The organism is Pseudomonas sp. GZJR-8, assembly GCF_002916705.1.
Taxonomy (GTDB): domain Bacteria; phylum Pseudomonadota; class Gammaproteobacteria; order Pseudomonadales; family Pseudomonadaceae; genus Aquipseudomonas; species Aquipseudomonas synxantha_A.
Genome location: NZ_JXSI01000003.1, coordinates 1 through 17,651, shown reverse-complemented (window position 1 = coordinate 17,651; position 17,651 = coordinate 1). Strand labels below are relative to the sequence as shown.

The following is a 17,651-nucleotide window of genomic DNA, read 5'->3' as shown; positions in this document are numbered from 1 at the left end:
GTCTGATGAACCTTCGCATAATCCTGATTCTGGGCGCCTTGAGCGCCTTCGCGCCGTTGGCGATCGACTTCTACCTGCCGGGCTTTCCTGCCATGGCCACGGCCTTTGCCACTGACGAAAAACATATCCAGTTAACCTTGGCGGTGTATTTCGCCGGCCTGGCTATCGGTCAATTGATCTACGGCCCGCTGGCTGACCGTTTCGGTCGGCGCGTGCCGCTGCTCAGCGGCGTCACCTTGTTTACTCTCGCATCCTTCGCCTGTGCCTACGCGCCGTCGCTGGAGTGGCTGATCGGCGCGCGTTTCGTGCAGGCCCTTGGCGGTTGTGCGGGCATGGTGATTTCCCGGGCGGTGGTCAGTGACAAGTGCGACGCAGTGGGCTCGGCCAAGGTGTATTCGCAACTGATGCTGGTCACCGGCCTGGCGCCGATCCTTGCGCCATTGGCAGGTGGGCTGATGGTCGGGGTGTGGGGCTGGCAGTCGATTTTCCTGGCACTGTCGTTGTTCAGCGTGATGGCGGCTATCGCCGTGGCAGTCGGGTTGCCGGAAACCTTCCCGGCCGATCAGCCGCGCCAGCCATTGTCTGGTTCGTTGCGCCGCTACGGCTCGCTGTTGTCGGACCGCGTGTACCTGGGCTATGCCTTGACTGGCGGCATCTCGATTGCCGGGATGTTTGCCTACATCGCCGGCTCCCCCTTCGTATTTATCAAACTCTACGGCGTGCCTGCCGAGCATTACGGCTGGCTGTTCGGTTCCAACGCAGCCGGCTTTATCCTGGTGGCGCAGTTGAATGCGCGGTTGCTGGCCAAGCGTGGCCCGGCGTTTTTGCTGTCGCGTACGGTGTGGGTCTACGTGGCGGCAGCGTTGACGCTGCTGGGGATTGCCGCGCTGCGTACTGAGGCGCTGTGGCCGTTGCTGGTGCCGCTGTTTATCTGCATCGCCAGCCTGGGCTGCATTTTGCCGAACACCTCGGCCTGTGCCATGAGCGGGCAAGGCGCACGGGCGGGCAGTGCCTCGGCGTTGCTCGGGTGTATCCAGTTCGGCGTGGCGGCGGGTGCGGCGTCGCTGGTCGGCGTGTTGCATGATGGTACGGCGATGCCGATGGCCATGGTCATCAGCTTGTGCGGCGTGCTGGCGGTAACGATTGCAATGTCGACCCAGCGCCTGCAACGGGCAAGGGCCACGCAGGCGCAGGTCTGATAGACGGGTCAGCCAGCGGCAGAGCGCTGCTGGACGAGGGGGAAACGGTGGGGGGCCTGTATCCGCGCTTGCAGGGTGTCAACAAAGGCGCGGGCCTCGGCTTCACTGCGGAAGGTGATGGCTTCGCCGTCGAGACGAACCTGCCATTGGCTGCCTGGGGATTTTGCTGACGCTTTTATCAGGATCTTCATTGCTGACTTCCTCGCGTAAAAGACTCGTGGCAAAGGCGGCCAATATAAACCCGAATCCCCTTAAAAATATGACAAGGGTCAACTCTCAGACTAATGGTGTCGTCCATTACTTACATGAATAACGGACGACACTGACAGTCGTTTTTTCAGAACCCTTCCAGCACGATCTTGCCCTTGGCCTTGCCGCTTTCCAGCAGTGCGTGGGCACGGCGCACATTGGCTGCATTGATCACACCGAAATGCTCGCCCACCGTGGTTTTCAGGGTGCCGGCGTCGATCAGATCGGCCACGCGGTTAAGCAGGTTGTGCTGCTCGATCATGTCGGGGGTCTCGAACATCGAGCGGGTGTACATGAACTCCCAGTGCAGCGACAGGCTCTTGCGCTTGAGCTTGCTTACATCCAGCGCCTTGGGGTCGTCGATCAACGCCAGCTTGCCTTGGGGTTGCAGCGCTTCCACCAGTTGATCCAGGTGATGCTCGGTTTGGGTCAGGCTGGCGACGTGGGTCACTTGCCCAAGGCCTGCCTGTTTTAGCGCTTCGCTCAGCGGCTGACTGTGGTCGATCACTACGTGGGCGCCCAAGGCTTTGGCCCATTCCTGAGTCTCGGGGCGCGAGGCGGTACCGATGACTTTCAGCGCCGTGAGTTGGTTGGCCAGTTGGGTCAGGATCGACCCCACGCCGCCGGCAGCGCCGACGATCAGCAGGCTCTGGCCGTGATCTTCCTTGCCTTCGGGTATTTGCAAACGTTCAAACAGCAGCTCCCACGCGGTGATGGCGGTCAACGGCAGCGCGGCCGCTTCGGCAAACCCCAGGCTTTTGGGCATATGGCCGACGATGCGTTCATCGACCGTATGCAGTTCGCTGTTGCCGCCTGGGCGCACCAGGGAGCCGGCGTAGAACACCTTGTCACCGGCTTTGAACAGCGTCACATCGCTGCCGACCGCCTTGACCACACCGGCCACGTCCCAGCCCAACACCTTGGCGTCGCCATTTTCCGGGGCGACGTTGTGGCGCACCTTGGTGTCCACCGGGTTGACCGAGATGGCTTTGACTTCCACCAGCAGGTCGCGCGGGCCGGCCACGGGCTCCGGCAGCTCTATATCTTGCAGGGATTTTGGGTCGTTGATCGGCAATGACGTGTAGTAGGCAATGGCTTTCATGAGGGCTCCGGTAAAAGGTCTGAGTGATATAGCTAAGAACGGGATGGGCAGATGATTGGCTATTTCCTACGCAGATAAAAGCGGCTAAAACAGCAGTCTGTTTCAACCAAATTTTGATAATTGGCGGAATTCCATGCTGCGTTTTGATGATTTGCAGTTGTTTGTACGTGCTGCGGACCTGGGCAGCCTGTCGGCGGCGGCACGGGTGATGGACCTGTCACCGGCAGTGGCCAGCGCCGCGCTCAAGCGTATCGAACAACAGCTGGGCACGCGTTTGCTGGCGCGCTCCACCCGCAGCCTGCGCCTGACTGCCGAAGGCGAGGGCTTCCTGGAATATGCGCGTGCGTCATTAAGTGCGCTGGACGATGGCCGGCGCTTATTGGCCAGTGGCCAGGATCATGTGAGCGGCGTGCTGCAATTGTCGGCGCCGTCGGATTTTGGTCGCAACCAGCTGTTGCCGTGGCTGGATGAGTTCCAGCAGCAACACCCGCAACTGAACGTGCGCCTGTTGCTGGGCGATCGCATTGCCGACCTGTTCCGCCAGCCAGTGGACATAGCCCTGCGCTATGGTGAACCCGAAGATTCCAGCCTGGTGGCTCTGCCCATCGCCCCGGACAATATTCGTGTGCTGTGCGCCGCGCCGAGCTACCTCGCCCGGCATGGCGAACCCCAGCATCTGGAGCAACTGGCCCAGCACAATTGCCTGCTGTACATGCTCGGCAGCCGGGTGCATGACCATTGGGGGTTTTATGACGGCAAGCGCCACGTGAGCCTGACAGTCAGTGGTGACCGGTTCAGTGATGACGCCGATGTGGTGCGGCGCTGGGCGGTGGCGGGCATGGGCATCGCTTACAAATCCTGGTTGGATATCAGCACCGACGTGCTGGCCGGGCGCTTGCGTTTGATCCTGCCGCAGCTGCAGGGCGAGCGCACACCGCTCAACTTGCTATGTGCCCATCGTGCGCAATTGAGCAAACCCATCAATCTGCTGCGGGAGATGCTCGTGTCCCGCTGTGCGATCTTGACGGCGCAACGACCGGGGCGAACGGCGACTGGGCAATAGCCTGCGTAATGATCGGAAATTTCACTCATACCCTGTCCTGATCCGAGCTGTCGGAGGCCGCGGAACCTGCTGCGTGCGCACCTATACTTTGGCGTCAACCGCAGCAGAAAAATGGTCTTACAGGGAGTGAATACATGGAAGCAGCACCTTGCATCAGTCAGATCGCCAGCTTGCTTGCCGAGCCCAAACGCACGGCCATGCTCTGGGCCCTGATGGACGGTTCGGCGAAGTCTTCAGAAGAGCTGGCAACGCTGGCCGGGTTGTCGCCGGCGTCGGCCAATGCCCATTTGGCGCGGCTGACCGGCAGCGGTTTGCTGCGGACCGAGGCCCGACGTGGCAAGCGCTTGTTTCGCGTGGCGGCTGCGGATGTGAGTGCCGCCATTGATGCGCTGGCCAGCACCACCATGGCCAGCGCGGCGCGCAGCACACCGCAAGCCTTGCCGCCGGCACTGATGGCACCGCAGTTGTTGCGCCGTGCCCGCTGGTGTCACGGCCATCTCGGCGGCGAGTTGGCGGCGCAGTTGTATCAACGGATGCTTGAGGCCGGATGGTTCGAGCGCCATGAGCAGCGTACCGAGGTTACGGTCAAGGGCGCGCAGCATTTGGCGGACCTGGGGATTTTTATCCAGGCCCTGGCAGCGCCGCTGGTGTGCGACTGTTTCGACTGGAGCCAGCAGCAACCGCATCTGGGCGGAGCATTGGGGGCGGGGTTGATGCAGCTGTTTCTGCAGGCCAACTGGATCAGCGTGATCAACGAGTCGCGTGCCTTGTCAGTCAACGAGGCAGGGCTCAGGGAGATCAGCCGGCTGGCGGCACGTTAAGCGCGTCGTTCAGAGCTGCAATCAGGTCGCATCCAGCAATAGCCAGGACAAACGATGCCGCACACTCGCCAAGGGGATTTTTCATACGGGGGGATGCGGCATGGTCAGGCAGGGTTATAGCGCAGCACAGCGGCTGGAACGGTTGCCCATCAGCGGTTACCACCGAGTCATCTTCATCATCATTGCCTTGGCGTTTTTCTTCGACTCCATGGACTTGGCAATGATGACCTTTCTGTTGGGCTCGATCAAAACCGAGTTTGGCTTGAGCACGGCCCAGGCCGGGTTGCTGGCCAGTTCGAGTTTTTTCGGCATGGTGGTGGGTGCTTCTCTTTCTGGAATGCTCGCGGATCGCTTTGGGCGCAAACCGGTGTTTCAGTGGAGCATCGTGTTGTGGGGCGTTGCCAGTTACCTCTGCTCCACGGCGCAGACGGTGGAGGCGTTGACGTTGTTTCGGATCCTGTTGGGCATTGGCATGGGCATGGAGTTTCCTATTGCTCAGTCGATGCTGTCGGAGTTGATTCCCGCCAAACGGCGCGGGCGTTACATTGCGTTGATGGATGGTTTCTGGCCGTTGGGCTTTGTAGCCGCCGGGGTGCTGTCGTACTTTTTGCTGCCGGTGATTGGTTGGCGCGACATCTTCCTGGTGTTGGCGGTACCGGCGGTGTTTGTGTTGGCCATCCGCTTCTTTATTCCAGAGTCGCCGCGTTGGCTGGAACAGGCCGGGCGCCACGAAGCGGCGGACAAGGTATTGCTGGGTATCGAGCAGAAGGTACGCGACTCCCTGGGCCGCGCCGATTTGCCGGAGCCGATGGCCCTGCCATGGGTAGAGAGTACGCCGGGTACATTCTTTTCCGCGTTCCAGCAGCTGTGGTCGGCGCAGTACCGCCAACGCACGATGATGATCTGGAGCGTGTGGTTCTTTGCCTTGCTCGGGTTCTACGGGCTGACGTCGTGGTTGAGCGCGCTATTGCAGCAATCGGGTTTCGCCGTGACCCAGTCGGTGTATTACACGGTGATCATTTCCCTGGGCGGGATCCCCGGCTTTTTGATGGCGGCCTGGCTGGTCGAGCGCTGGGGGCGTAAACCGGTGTGCGTCGTGACGCTGCTGGGTGGCGGGGTGATGGCGTTTCTGTATGGGCAAAGTGCTGTGTTTGGCGGCAATGTGGCCCTGCTGATCACCTCCGGGTTGTTGATGCAGTTTTTCCTGTTTGGCATGTGGGCGGTGCTGTACACCTACACGCCGGAGCTATATCCCACTTCGGCGCGAGCTACAGGTTCCGGATTTGCGTCAGCAATTGGCCGCGTAGGCTCGTTGCTGGGGCCGTTGGTGACCGGGTTGGTATTTCCGATAACCGGGCAGGGCGGGGTATTTGCCTTGGGGGCGTTGTGCTTTGCCGTGGCGGCGCTGGTGGTGTGGGTGTTCGGGATGGAGACCAAGGGCAAGACGCTGGAAGAGCTCACCCAAATCTAAAGGTCAGCGCAAAACCTATGTGGGAGGGGGCTTGCCCCCTCCCACATTTAGCCTGCATTCGTTCAATGATGGCCGGTTATGGCTTTACGAGCCGCGCATCCAGGCTGTTCTGCGCCAGGCGTTTGGCCTGGTCCTGGGTCATGCCCAGGGAGGTATGCAGCGCGTGGAAGTTCTCGGTGACATAACCGCCGAAGTAGGCCGGGTCGTCCGAGTTCACGGTGACTTTCACGCCACGTTCGAGCATGTCGAGGATGTTGTGCTGGGCCATGTCGTCGAACACGCAGAGTTTGGTGTTGGACAGCGGGCATACCGTCAGCGGGATCTGTTCGTCGATGATGCGCTGCATCAAGCGTTCATCTTCAATGGCACGCACGCCGTGGTCGATACGCTGGATTTTCAGCAGGTCGAGCGCTTCCCAGATGTACTCGGGCGGGCCTTCTTCGCCGGCGTGGGCGACGGTGAGGAAGCCTTCGTGGCGGGCACGATCGAACACGCGCTGGAACTTGCTCGGCGGGTGACCCATTTCTGAGCTGTCCAGGCCCACGGCTACGAACGCGTCACGGAACGGCAGGGCCTGGTCGAGAGTTTTCTCGGCCTCGGCTTCGCTCAGGTGGCGCAGGAAGCTGAGGATCAAGCCGCTGGTGATGCCCAGTTGCTGCTCGCCATCTTTAAGCGCAGCGGCGATGCCGTTCAGCACGACTTCGAACGGGATGCCACGGTCGGTGTGGGTTTGTGGATCGAAGAACGGTTCGGTGTGGATCACGTTTTGGGCTTTGCAGCGCAGCAGGTAGGCCCAGGTCAGGTCGTAGAAATCCTGGGACGTGCGTAGCACATCGGCACCTTTGTAATATAGGTCGAGAAACTCTTGCAGGTTGTTGAAGGCGTAGGCCTTGCGCAGGGTGTCGACGTCGTTCCACGGCAGCGCAATCTTGTTGCGCTCGGCCAGGGCGAACAGCAACTCAGGCTCCAGCGAACCCTCCAGGTGCAGGTGCAGTTCAGCCTTGGGCAGGGCGTTGAGCCAATCGTACATAGTTAAAATCTCATCAGGTGCAATGGCGGCATTCTACAGGCCATGGCTGAAATAATCGGCAAAACCTGACCAGCAGGAGAGTATTTGTGTCACTCACGCAAGGGTGAGGTGAACTAAGGTGTAACGAAACGTTAGCGGCTTGGCGCAGTCTGTACCCCATCAATGACTGATTCGCTGCACGAAAAGGCCCGTAATGCTCACACACCTCAAGCAAGAAAAATTCATGCTGCTGGCGCTGATTGCCGCCATTGCGGCTTATCCGCTGGAGCACTGGATGCTCCACAGTGGGCAACTGGTGGCCCTGCTGGCCGGTGCTGCGCTGATTGCGTTTATCGTAATGGCCTCAATGCGCGTAGCCCACCACGCCGAGCAGTTGGCAGAAAAGGTTGGCGACCCCTACGGCACCATGATCCTGACCCTCGCGGCCGTGTTGGTGGAAGTGGTGATCCTGGCGATCATGATGAGCAACGAGCCATCGCCCACCCTGGTGCGCGATACCATTTACTCGGCGGTGATGCTGGATATCAACGGTATTCTCGGCCTGGCCGCCTTGATGGGGGGCATCAAGCATGGGGAACAGTCCTACAACGATGACTCAGCGCGCACCTACAGCGTGATGATCCTCACCGCCATGGGCGTGTCGATGGTGGTACCGGAATTTATCCCCGAGGCCGATTGGAAAATTTACTCGGCCTTCACCATTGGCGCGATGGTGGTGCTCTACACCTTGTTCCTGAGGATGCAGGTAGGCCCACACAGTTATTTCTTCAGCTACAGCTACCCGGAAAAACGCCGCAAGAAATCAACCGAAGAAGAACACACACCGCCCGTTAACCTCGCGTTCTCGATAGGCACGTTGGTGTTTGGCGTGATTGTGATTGGCGCGTTGGCCGAGGTGATGTCCAAAACCCTGGATCTGGGCCTGGAAGGCACGGGCGCGCCGCCGGTGATCACGGCGATTGTGGTGGCGGCTATCTCGGCCGCGCCAGAGATTCTGACGGCATTGCGCGCTGCATTGGCCAACCGTATGCAGTCGGTGGTGAATATTGCGTTGGGTGCTTCGTTGTCTACGGTGATCCTGACGGTGCCGGTGATGGAAGCCATGGCGCTCTATAGCGGCCAGCCGTTCCAGATGGCGATGACGCCGGTGCAGACGGTGATGGTGTTTATCACGCTGATTGTCAGCGCGATCAACCTCAACGATGGCGAGACGAATGCCATTGAAGGGATGACTCATTTTGTGTTGTTTGCGACTTTTATCATGTTGTCGCTGCTGGGGCTGTAACTGTTGTTGATGACGCCGTAGACCCAATGTGGGAGCGAGCAGGCCCCCCTCCCACATTTTGATCGGCGTCTGGCTCAGGTGCCGGCGATGAGTTGGCGAGCCGCCTGGGTGTGATCGGCGATCAAGCCTTTCAGGTCCAGGCCTTCGACTTGGCCGTCGATCACCCGCCACTGGCCGCCGATCATCACTCGATCCGCCCGATCTGCACCGCACAACAGCAGCGCTGAAATTGGATCGTGGCTACCGGAGAAGCGCAGTTCATCAAGTTTGAACAATGCCAGGTCAGCCTGCTTGCCTACGGCCAATTCACCGATGTCCGTTCGGCCCAGCAACTGTGCCGAACCTTTGGTTGCCCAGCCCAGCACGCCTTCTGGGGTGATCTTTTCTGCGCCATAACGCAGGCGCTGAATGTACAGGGCCTGACGCGCTTCAAGGATCATGTTCGAGGCATCGTTGGACGCCGAGCCGTCCACGCCCAGCCCGATGGGCGCGCCGGCGGCAAGCAGGTCCAGGGTCGGGCAGATACCGGAAGCCAGGCGCATGTTGGAGCTTGGGCAGTGGCAGATCCCCGTACCGGCGGCACCCAGGCGTGCGATTTCATCCGGGTTGAAGTGAATGCCGTGGGCCAGCCAGGTGCGTGGGCCGAGCCAGCCGACGCTGTCGAGATAATCCACGGTACGCAGGCCGAAGCGTTGCAGGCAGAAGTCTTCTTCGTCGAGGGTTTCCGCCAAGTGGGTATGCAGGCGCACATCCAGGCGGTTGGCCAATTCGGCGCTGGCTTGCATGATCTCGGGGGTGACGGAAAACGGCGAGCACGGAGCCAGGGCAATCTGAATCTGCGCGCCGTCACCCCGCTCGTGATATTCGCGGATCAGGCGCTGGCTGTCGTCAAGAATGACCTGGCCTTGTTGCACGGTCTGCTGCGGTGGCAGGCCGCCATCGGCTTCGCCCAGGCTCATGGAGCCGCGGGTGAGCATGGCGCGCATCCCCAGTTCGCGCACGCTGGCTACCTGCACATCAATGGCGTTTTCCAAACCATCGGGGAACAGGTAGTGGTGGTCGGCCGCCGTGGTGCAGCCCGACAGCAGCAATTCAGCCAGGGCGACTTTGCTGGCCAGGGCGAGTTTTTCCGGGGTAAGCCGCGCCCATACCGGGTACAGCGTTTTCAGCCAGGGAAACAGCGGCTGGTTGACCACCGGGCCCCAGGCGCGGGTGAGGGTTTGATAGAAATGATGGTGAGTGTTGATCAGCCCGGGCAGGACCACATGTTCGCGAGCATCGAACACCTGCGTGCAGGGTTGTGCCGGTTCTTGGCCCTGGGCCAGTAATTCGGTGATCACACCGTCTTGCAGCACCAGGCCGCCACGGGCGTCGAGGCCATTGGCAGTGAAAATCGCGAGGGGGTTTTTTAACCAGATACGGGTCGCAGGCATTGGCCGGCTCCTCTGAATGATGGGTTCAGGTTTGCCAGCTCAGTGTTGCCCTGTCTGCTGATCCAGGGTCGCCGGGGAGGGCGAGGGGGCTAGATTACGTGTAGTTCATTACGGGGTCTAGCTGTAGGAGTAGGTACAGAGTGGGAGGGGGGCTTGCTCCCGATAGCGGTGGACCAGTCCACACAGCATTGACTGACACTCAGCCATCGGGAGCAAGCCCCCTTCCACAGGTTGATCGGTGTATTTACCAGGCGATGGTGTCGCCCTTGTAGTCCACGAAGTGATGGCCGCCCTTGCCGGTGTAGGCATTTACTTGATCCACCAGGCCGCGCACGCTGGTGTCGACGTCGATATGTGCGTTCTCTCCGCCCATGTCGGTTTTCACCCAGCCCGGATGCAGCGACAGAACCGTCGGCTTGTGGTCGCCCAACTGGGTGATAAAGCTGTTGGTCATTGAGTTGAGGGCAGCCTTGCTGGCCTTGTACAGCGCCAGGTCCGAACCGTCGGGAATGGTCACGCTGCCCAGCACCGAACTCATGAACGCCAGCACGCCGGTGTCTTTGCGGATCTGCCCGACAAAGCGCTGGGCCAGGTTGATCGGCGCCACGGCGTTGGTGAAAAACAGCTGGCCGACCTCTGCGAGGGTGGCGTGGCCTGGCTCCTGGTTCGCCGGGCCCTTGACGCCAGCGTTGACGAACAGCAGGTCGAAGGTGCGGTCTTTCAAGCGTTGGGCCAGGGCGATCACGGCTTGCTGATCATCCATATCCAATTTCTCGATCTGCACCGGGCCCACGGCTTTGAGGGCATCGGCCTTGTGCGGATCACGCACGGTGGCGGTGACGTCCCAGCCATCCTGGAGCAGTTGCTTGACCAGGCCAAGGCCCAGCCCGCGCGAGGCGCCGATGATCAGTGCGGTTTTTGGCGTAGACATGAAGGCTTCCTTTGAAGTCGCGGTTCAGGGAGTTCAGCACCTAACAGTAGCAGTTTCAGCGTTGCAGCAGGATGCGCCCACGGCTCAGGTCGGCGAGCTGGGTTTGCAGGGTGTCGATGTGTGCCCCTGCCAGCGCAAGGTGTAGCTCCACGCCGTTGGCGGTGAAGGTTTCTTCCAGCACTAAACCGCCGAGTTCGGCGACGCGCAGCTTCACCAGGTTCAGCTCGGAGAACCCACAGGCGCAGCTCAGGGGCACACGGCTGATCAGTTCGATACGCTCGGCATTTTGCAGGCATTTGTTTGCGCCACCACCGTAGGCACGGGCGAGTCCGCCCGTACCCAATTGAATGCCGCCGTACCAGCGGATCACCAGCACCGCGACCTGATCGAACCCCTGGGCCTCGATAGCCGCGAGGATCGGTCGCCCGGCGGTGCCACCGGGTTCGCCGTCGTCGTTGCTGCGGTATTGATCGCCCAGCTTCCAGGCCCAGCAGTTGTGCGTGGCGTTCAGGTCGCTGTGCTGCTCGAAAAACGCCTGGGCGTCCTGCGGGCTGGTGATCGGCACCGCCAAGGTGATAAAGCGGCTTTTGCGTATTTCTTCACGAAACTCACAAAAGCCTGTCAGCGTAAAAGACATAACTCGCTTCGTTTTTATAGGGCCGGCTTGATGCCGCAGCCTTTGAGAATGATATGGATCAGGTTGGTGCCGGCGTCTTCCATGTCCTGCTTGGTCAGCTTGGTGCGACCGGTGACGCGGCAGATCTGGGTGGCGAAGTCGGCGTAGTGCTGGGTGCTGCCCCACAGCAGGAAGATCAAGTGCACGGGATCGACGGGGTCCATTTTGCCAGCGTCGATCCACGCCTGGAACACCGCGGCTCGGCCACTGAACCAGGCGCGATAGTCCTGACCGAAATATTCGGTGAGGCATTCGCCGCCGCTGATGATCTCCATGGCGAAGATCCGCGAGGCTTGTGGTTGGCGCCGCGAGAACTCCATCTTGGTGCGGATGTAGCGCGCAAGCGCCACGGCCGGGTCATCCTCGGCGGTCAACGCGTTGAAGGTGCTGTCCCATAATTCGAGGATATTGCTGAGCACCGCGATATACAGGCCCAGCTTGTTGGTGAAGTAGTAGTGCAAGTTGGCCTTGGGCAGCCCGGCACTGGCAGCGATGGTGTTCATGCTGGTGCCTTTGTAGCCATGGCGGGCGAATTCATCTTCAGCAGCCTGGAGAATAGCTTGTTCGTTCTTTTGCCGAATGCGGCTGGCGGGTTTACCGGCGTGGTTGCTGTGGGCAGGAACTTCGAGGCTCATGGAGGTTTCCGTGCTGATCGATAAAGGCGACGTGTGCACAGATAACCCACCCTCAAGCCTCAGACAAGTCCCGATGCAATAAAACCGTCAAAGCGGCTCCAGGCTTTCGCTTTGCGCTGTTGGGTTTGTAGCGCATGTACTCACCTTGGCTTCCGGCAGCAACAGGCACAATACGATGGCGGTGAGGCCGCCGCTGGTGATGGCCGAGTCGAACAGGTTCTGTATCAGTGTCGGCATCAGGTGCAGCAAGTTGGGTTGAGCGGCGATACCCAGGCCGACGCCAAACGAGGTGGCAATGATCAACATGCTGCGTCGATCCAGCGGCGCCTGGGCGAGGATACGCACGCCGGCGGCGGCCACGCTGCCGAACATCACCAGGGTCGCGCCGCCCAGCACCGGCTTGGGGATTTGCTGCAGTACGGCGCCGATCAATGGAAACAGGCCCAGACAGAACAGCAGCACACCGATATACAAACCGACGTAACGGCTGGCCACGCCGGTGAGCTGGATCACGCCATTGTTCTGGGCAAAGGTGGTGTTGGGGAACGCGCTGAAGGTGGCGGCAATCATGCAGCTCACGCCATCGCCCAGCACGCCGCCCTTGAGCCGGCTTATATAAGATGCACCGCTGATGGGTTGGCGGGCGATCATGCAATTGGCCGTGAGGTCGCCGACGGTTTCGATGCTGCTGATCAGATAAATCAGCGCAATCGGCAGGAAAGCGCTCCAGTCAAAGTTGAAACCAAATCGGAACGGCATCGGCAGGCTGATCAAGGGCAAGTCGGGCAGGGCTTGGGGCACCAATTTACCGCTGAACCACGCCGCGAGGCTCCCCAGGGCCAGGCCGATGATAATGGCGCTCAAGCGTACCCACGGGGTATTGGAGCGGTTGAGCAGGATGATTGTCAGTACCACGAACAGGCCGAGTGCCAGGTTCGCAGGGGCGCCGAAGTCTGGCGCATTAAAACCGCCGCCGAGGTCGGTAATCCCCACTTTGATCAGGCTGATGCCGATCAACGTGATGACGATCCCCGTTACAAGGGGGGTGATGACACGACGCAGTTGGCCAATGAAGCGGCTCAACACGATCTGTACCGCCGCGCCGAAGAAGCACACGCCGAAGATCATCGCCAGAATGTCTTCCGGGCTGCCGCCGCGTTGCTTGACTAGAAAGCCTGCCGCCAACACCGCGCCGAGAAACGCAAAGCTAGTGCCTTGCAGGCAGATCATACCGGCGCCGATACCATACGGCCTGCGTGCCTGGATGAACGTGCCTACACCGGACACCATCAGCGCCATGCTGATCAGATAGGGCAGGTGGGCGGTGAGGCCGAGCGTGGAGCCGATGATCAGCGGCGGAGTAATGATGCCGACGAACGCCGCCAGCACATGTTGTAGTGCTGCCAATAGAGCCGGCAGTGGTTTGGGGCGATCGTTGAGGCCGTAGATCAGGTCGCTGGGGCTGGCAGATTCTGGTGGCATGGCGGGTAGACTCGAGGCGGACGGTTCAAGGTCCTTGTGCCTTGCAAAAAGCTGTCCATGTGCTCAGCTTTTTGCGTGAGGCCCGAGTTAGCGCGTCGCGGCCAGGCTTTCAAGGAAACTTTCCAGCACCAAATGAGGGCGCCGGCCTTTGCGCGTGACCGATGCCAGGCTCAAATCGTAAAAACGTGTAGCCGGTTTCAGCGCGCGCAGTCGGCCTTGTTGCACCCACAGGCTGGCGTAGTGATCGGGCAAGTAGCCGATATAGCGGCCAGTGAGGATCAGGAACGCCATGCCTTCACGGTCCGAAGCGCTGGCCGTGCAGTTGAGCGCCTGGTAGTGGGCCTGGATCTCTGCGGGGAGGCGAAAGGTAGGGGCGATGGCGTCCTGGCTATCGATGCGCTCGTCATCGAGTTGTTTGTTGTCGGCATAAAACAGCGGGTGCCCGACCGCGCAATAAAGCAGTGAGCGCTCGCTGTACAGCGGTTGGTATTCCAGACCCGACAGGGCGCTGGCCTGGGGCACCACGCCGACATGCAGACGGCCATCAAGTACACCTTGTTCTACTTCATTGGGGGCGATCATGCGGATCTGGATCTGCACGTCCGGGCCGCGCTCCTTCAACTGCGCCAGTGCGTGGGTGATGCGCATATGCGGCAGGGTGACGAGGTTGTCGGTGAGGCCGATGATCAACTCGCCGCGCAAATGCTGGTGCAGGCCGTTGACCTCGGTGCGAAAGCTTTCCAGGGCGCTCAACAATTGCAGGGCTGACTGATAAACCTCGCGGCCTTCCTCCGTCAGGGAAAAACCGGCGCGGCCGCGTTGGCAAAGTCTGAGGCCGAGCCGCTGCTCCAGGTCGCTCATCTGCTGGCTGATGGCCGAGCGGCCGATGCCGAGCACGGTCTCTGCCGCCGAGAAGCCGCCGCATTCCACCACGCTGCGAAAGATGCGCAGCAAGCGAATGTCGAAGTCGCTGACTTGGGCCAAAGGGTCGGGACGACGGCTGCTCATAGTTTAGTGAAGTCCTGACTGAAGGTTAGAAGAGTTGGATTTCACCGACTTTATCCCCGTGGCAATTTAGCTGCAACTAAGCTTTTTCAATCCCGACGCTGCCTTTTGCCTTGCGAGGTTTTGCTGATGAACATGCCCGAAAACGCCCCATCGACCCTGGCCAGCCAACTCAAGCTGGATGCGCACTGGATGCCCTACACCGCCAACCGCAACTTCCAGCGCGACCCGCGCCTGATCGTGGCCGCTGAAGGCAGTTGGTTGACCGATGACAAGGGGCGCAAGGTCTATGATTCGTTGTCGGGCCTGTGGACCTGTGGCGCCGGGCATACGCGCAAGGAAATCCAGGAGGCGGTCGCCAAGCAATTGGGCACCTTGGACTACTCCCCAGGCTTCCAATACGGTCATCCGTTGTCCTTTCAGTTGGCGGAAAAGATCACCGACCTGACCCCAGGCAACCTGAATCATGTGTTCTTCACCGATTCGGGCTCTGAATGTGCCGATACGGCGGTGAAGATGGTGCGGGCCTACTGGCGCCTCAAAGGTCAGGCCACCAAGACCAAGATGATTGGTCGCGCCCGTGGTTACCACGGTGTGAACATCGCTGGTACCAGCCTGGGCGGTGTGAACGGTAACCGTAAGCTGTTTGGCCAGGCGATGATGGATGTCGACCACCTGCCTCACACCTTGCTGACCAGCAACGCCTTCTCCCGGGGCATGCCGGAGCAGGGCGGTATTGCCTTGGCCGATGAGTTGCTCAAACTGATCGAGCTGCATGACGCGTCGAATATTGCCGCCGTGTTTGTCGAGCCGATGGCCGGCTCCGCTGGCGTATTGGTGCCACCGCAGGGTTATCTCAAGCGCCTGCGCGAAATTTGCGACCAGCACAATATCCTGTTGGTGTTCGACGAAGTGATCACAGGCTTCGGCCGTACCGGCTCAATGTTCGGTGCCGACAGTTTTGGCGTGACCCCAGACCTGATGTGTATCGCCAAGCAGGTCACCAATGGCGCTATTCCGATGGGCGCGGTGATCGCCAGCAGCGAGATCTACCAGACCTTCATGAACCAGGCGACGCCGGAATACGCCGTGGAATTCCCCCACGGCTACACCTACTCGGCGCACCCGGTGGCTTGCGCGGCGGGCTTGGCGGCATTGGACCTGTTGCAGAAAGAAAACCTGGTGCAGAGCGTAGCCGAAGTCGCACCGCACTTTGAGAATGCGCTGCACGGTTTGAAGGGCAGCAAGAATGTGATCGACATTCGCAACTACGGCCTGGCCGGTGCTATCCAGATTGCCCCGCGTGATGGGGATGCCATCGTGCGTCCATTCGAGGCCGGCATGGCATTGTGGAAGGCCGGTTTCTATGTGCGTTTTGGCGGCGACACCCTGCAGTTCGGGCCAACCTTCAACAGCAAGCCGCAGGACCTGGACCGTCTGTTTGACGCGGTCGGCGAAGTGCTGAACAAGATCGACTGATTTCTCCTTCTATATAGAACAATTTTTCAGGAGCCCTGCATGAGCCTTATCCAGCATTTGATCAACGGTGAGCTGGTCAACGACAGCGGTCGTAGTGCCGACGTCTATAACCCGTCTACCGGCCAGGTGATTCACCAGGTGCCGTTGGCCAGCCGTGAAACCATTCAACAGGCGATTGACTCAGCCAAGGCGGCGTTTCCGGCCTGGCGCAATACGCCTCCGGCCAAGCGTGCCCAGGTGATGTTCCGTTTCAAGCAGTTGCTGGAGCAAAACGAAGCACGTATCTCGCAGTTGATCAGTGAGGAGCATGGCAAGACCCTGGAAGACGCGGCGGGTGAACTCAAGCGTGGGATCGAGAACGTGGAGTACGCGTGCTCGGCACCGGAGATTCTCAAGGGCGAATACAGCCGCAACGTGGGGCCGAACATTGATGCCTGGTCGGACTTCCAGCCGCTAGGCGTGGTGGCGGGTATCACCCCGTTCAACTTCCCGGCGATGGTGCCGTTGTGGATGTACCCGCTGGCGATTGTGTGCGGTAACTGTTTCATCCTCAAACCTTCGGAGCGTGATCCGAGTTCTACGTTGTTGATCGCGCAACTGTTGCAGGAGGCTGGGCTGCCTAAAGGCGTACTGAGTGTGGTGCACGGCGACAAAGGCGCGGTGGACGCATTGATTCAAGCGCCGGAAGTTAAAGCCTTGAGCTTTGTAGGCTCGACGCCGATTGCCGAGTACATCTATAGCGAAGCGACCAAGCGCGGCAAGCGTGTGCAAGCGTTGGGCGGGGCGAAGAACCATGCGGTGCTGATGCCGGATGCAGACCTGGACAACGCCGTGAGTGCCTTGATGGGCGCGGCTTATGGTTCTTGCGGCGAGCGTTGCATGGCGATTTCGGTGGCGGTGTGCGTGGGCGACCAGGTGGCGGACGCGTTGATCGCTAAGCTGGTGCCGCAGGTCAAGGCGTTGAAGATCGGCGCGGGCACCTCCTGTGGCCTGGATATGGGCCCGTTGGTGACGGGGCAGGCACGAGATAAGGTCAGTGGCTATATAGAAGAGGGTGTTTCGGCGGGTGCAGAGCTGGTCGTTGATGGTCGCGGCTTGAGCATTGCCGGGCATGAACAAGGATTTTTCCTTGGCGGCAGTCTGTTCGACCGCGTTACCCCCGAGATGCGGATCTATAAAGAAGAGATCTTTGGGCCAGTGTTGTGCGTGGTCCGGGTGGATAGCCTGGAAGCGGCGATGCAACTGATCAACGATCATGAATACGGCAACGGTACCTGCATCTTCACGCGTGACGGTGAAGCAGCGCGGCTGTTCTGTGATGAGATTGAGGTCGGCATGGTAGGGGTTAACGTACCGTTGCCGGTGCCGGTTGCATATCACAGCTTCGGTGGCTGGAAGCGCTCTCTGTTTGGCGACTTGCACGCCTATGGGCCGGACGGGGTGCGTTTCTATACCCGTCGCAAGGCGATCACTCAGCGTTGGCCGCAACGGGCCAGTCATGAAGCGTCGCAGTTCGCCTTCCCTAGTCTATAAGACTCGATAAGCGAAAGCCGGCCCCCTTGGGGCCGGCTTTCGCGTTTCTAAGGCATTTTCGACCGATATGACAGAAATGTGAAAAAGAAGGTTGACGGCAGATTCTGGAAGCCTATAATTCGCCCCACTTCCGGCGCAGTCGAAACGGAAAACTCCTTGGTGAACAATGAGTTACGTGGTTTTCGGCAACAAGTTGCCTCAGTTCATCGAAGCCAAAAGGAAGTTGAAAAAGAGGTGTTGACAGCAGCGTGTAACGC

General features: G+C 60.1%; 16 protein-coding genes. 7 read left to right on the top strand and 9 right to left on the bottom strand.

Annotated features, from left to right (window positions below):
* Positions 1 to 5: 5 nt before the first annotated feature.
* Entirely contained in the window at positions 6 to 1,199 is a 1,194-nt protein-coding gene (locus tag TK42_RS06415) for a multidrug effflux MFS transporter (RefSeq protein ID WP_032878072.1), read from the top strand.
* A gap of 8 nt (positions 1,200 to 1,207) precedes the next feature.
* Here TK42_RS06415 and TK42_RS06410 read toward each other — a convergent pair whose 3' ends face one another.
* Both TK42_RS06410 and TK42_RS06405 read right to left on the bottom strand, forming a co-directional pair.
* Complete coding sequence (locus tag TK42_RS06410; RefSeq protein ID WP_032878071.1) at positions 1,208 to 1,390, bottom strand: hypothetical protein; 183 nt, start codon at positions 1,388 to 1,390, stop codon at positions 1,208 to 1,210.
* Positions 1,391 to 1,536: 146 nt separating this feature from the next.
* Positions 1,537 to 2,550 carry a zinc-binding alcohol dehydrogenase family protein gene (locus tag TK42_RS06405; RefSeq protein WP_005784471.1) on the bottom strand — a complete coding sequence of 338 codons (1,014 nt, stop codon included), beginning with the start codon at positions 2,548 to 2,550 and terminating at the stop codon, positions 1,537 to 1,539.
* Positions 2,551 to 2,683: 133 nt separating this feature from the next.
* On the opposite strand from TK42_RS06405, the gene TK42_RS06400 reads away from it, so the two are divergent.
* From TK42_RS06400 to TK42_RS06390, 3 genes are all read left to right on the top strand, one after another.
* A complete protein-coding gene (locus TK42_RS06400) occupies positions 2,684 to 3,613 on the top strand; it encodes a LysR family transcriptional regulator (protein ID WP_103733862.1) in 930 nt (309 codons plus the stop codon).
* 134 nt (positions 3,614 to 3,747) lie between these two features.
* Positions 3,748 to 4,434 (top strand): helix-turn-helix transcriptional regulator, encoded by a 687-nt coding sequence (locus TK42_RS06395; RefSeq protein ID WP_032878068.1) that lies wholly within the window; start codon positions 3,748 to 3,750, stop codon positions 4,432 to 4,434.
* 100 nt (positions 4,435 to 4,534) lie between these two features.
* Positions 4,535 to 5,905 carry an MFS transporter gene (locus tag TK42_RS06390; protein ID WP_032878067.1) on the top strand — a complete coding sequence of 457 codons (1,371 nt, stop codon included), beginning with the start codon at positions 4,535 to 4,537 and terminating at the stop codon, positions 5,903 to 5,905.
* Between the two features lie 76 nt (positions 5,906 to 5,981).
* On the opposite strand, the gene TK42_RS06385 is transcribed toward TK42_RS06390, so the two are convergent.
* On the bottom strand, positions 5,982 to 6,935 hold the full coding sequence (locus TK42_RS06385) for an adenosine deaminase (RefSeq protein WP_005784479.1): 954 nt from the start codon (positions 6,933 to 6,935) through the stop codon (positions 5,982 to 5,984).
* A 193-nt stretch (positions 6,936 to 7,128) separates the two neighbouring features.
* Between TK42_RS06385 and TK42_RS06380 the strand changes: the two genes are divergently transcribed.
* The gene (locus tag TK42_RS06380) at positions 7,129 to 8,220 is read left to right on the top strand and encodes a calcium:proton antiporter (protein WP_005784481.1); all 1,092 of its coding nucleotides are present in this window, start codon (positions 7,129 to 7,131) and stop codon (positions 8,218 to 8,220) included.
* Between the two features lie 74 nt (positions 8,221 to 8,294).
* Here TK42_RS06380 and TK42_RS06375 read toward each other — a convergent pair whose 3' ends face one another.
* From TK42_RS06375 to TK42_RS06350, 6 genes are all read right to left on the bottom strand, one after another.
* A complete protein-coding gene (locus tag TK42_RS06375; RefSeq protein WP_078820206.1) occupies positions 8,295 to 9,653 on the bottom strand; it encodes an 8-oxoguanine deaminase in 1,359 nt (452 codons plus the stop codon).
* 244 nt (positions 9,654 to 9,897) lie between these two features.
* Positions 9,898 to 10,584, bottom strand: coding sequence for an SDR family oxidoreductase (locus tag TK42_RS06370; RefSeq protein WP_005784485.1), 687 nt, complete (start codon positions 10,582 to 10,584; stop codon positions 9,898 to 9,900).
* Between the two features lie 55 nt (positions 10,585 to 10,639).
* Positions 10,640 to 11,221 (bottom strand): YigZ family protein, encoded by a 582-nt coding sequence (locus tag TK42_RS06365; RefSeq protein ID WP_032878063.1) that lies wholly within the window; start codon positions 11,219 to 11,221, stop codon positions 10,640 to 10,642.
* Between the two features lie 14 nt (positions 11,222 to 11,235).
* Positions 11,236 to 11,895, bottom strand: coding sequence for a TetR/AcrR family transcriptional regulator (locus TK42_RS06360; protein WP_005784489.1), 660 nt, complete (start codon positions 11,893 to 11,895; stop codon positions 11,236 to 11,238).
* An 87-nt stretch (positions 11,896 to 11,982) separates the two neighbouring features.
* On the bottom strand, positions 11,983 to 13,377 hold the full coding sequence (locus TK42_RS06355; RefSeq protein ID WP_103733861.1) for a uracil-xanthine permease family protein: 1,395 nt from the start codon (positions 13,375 to 13,377) through the stop codon (positions 11,983 to 11,985).
* Between the two features lie 87 nt (positions 13,378 to 13,464).
* Positions 13,465 to 14,385, bottom strand: a complete 921-nt coding sequence (locus TK42_RS06350; RefSeq protein ID WP_003188270.1) for a LysR family transcriptional regulator — start codon at positions 14,383 to 14,385, stop codon at positions 13,465 to 13,467.
* 126 nt (positions 14,386 to 14,511) lie between these two features.
* On the opposite strand from TK42_RS06350, the gene TK42_RS06345 reads away from it, so the two are divergent.
* Together TK42_RS06345 and TK42_RS06340 are read left to right on the top strand one after the other, a co-directional pair.
* Positions 14,512 to 15,861 (top strand): aspartate aminotransferase family protein, encoded by a 1,350-nt coding sequence (locus TK42_RS06345; protein WP_103733860.1) that lies wholly within the window; start codon positions 14,512 to 14,514, stop codon positions 15,859 to 15,861.
* A gap of 39 nt (positions 15,862 to 15,900) precedes the next feature.
* Positions 15,901 to 17,394, top strand: coding sequence for a CoA-acylating methylmalonate-semialdehyde dehydrogenase (locus TK42_RS06340; RefSeq protein ID WP_032878059.1), 1,494 nt, complete (start codon positions 15,901 to 15,903; stop codon positions 17,392 to 17,394).
* Positions 17,395 to 17,651 lie beyond the last annotated feature (257 nt).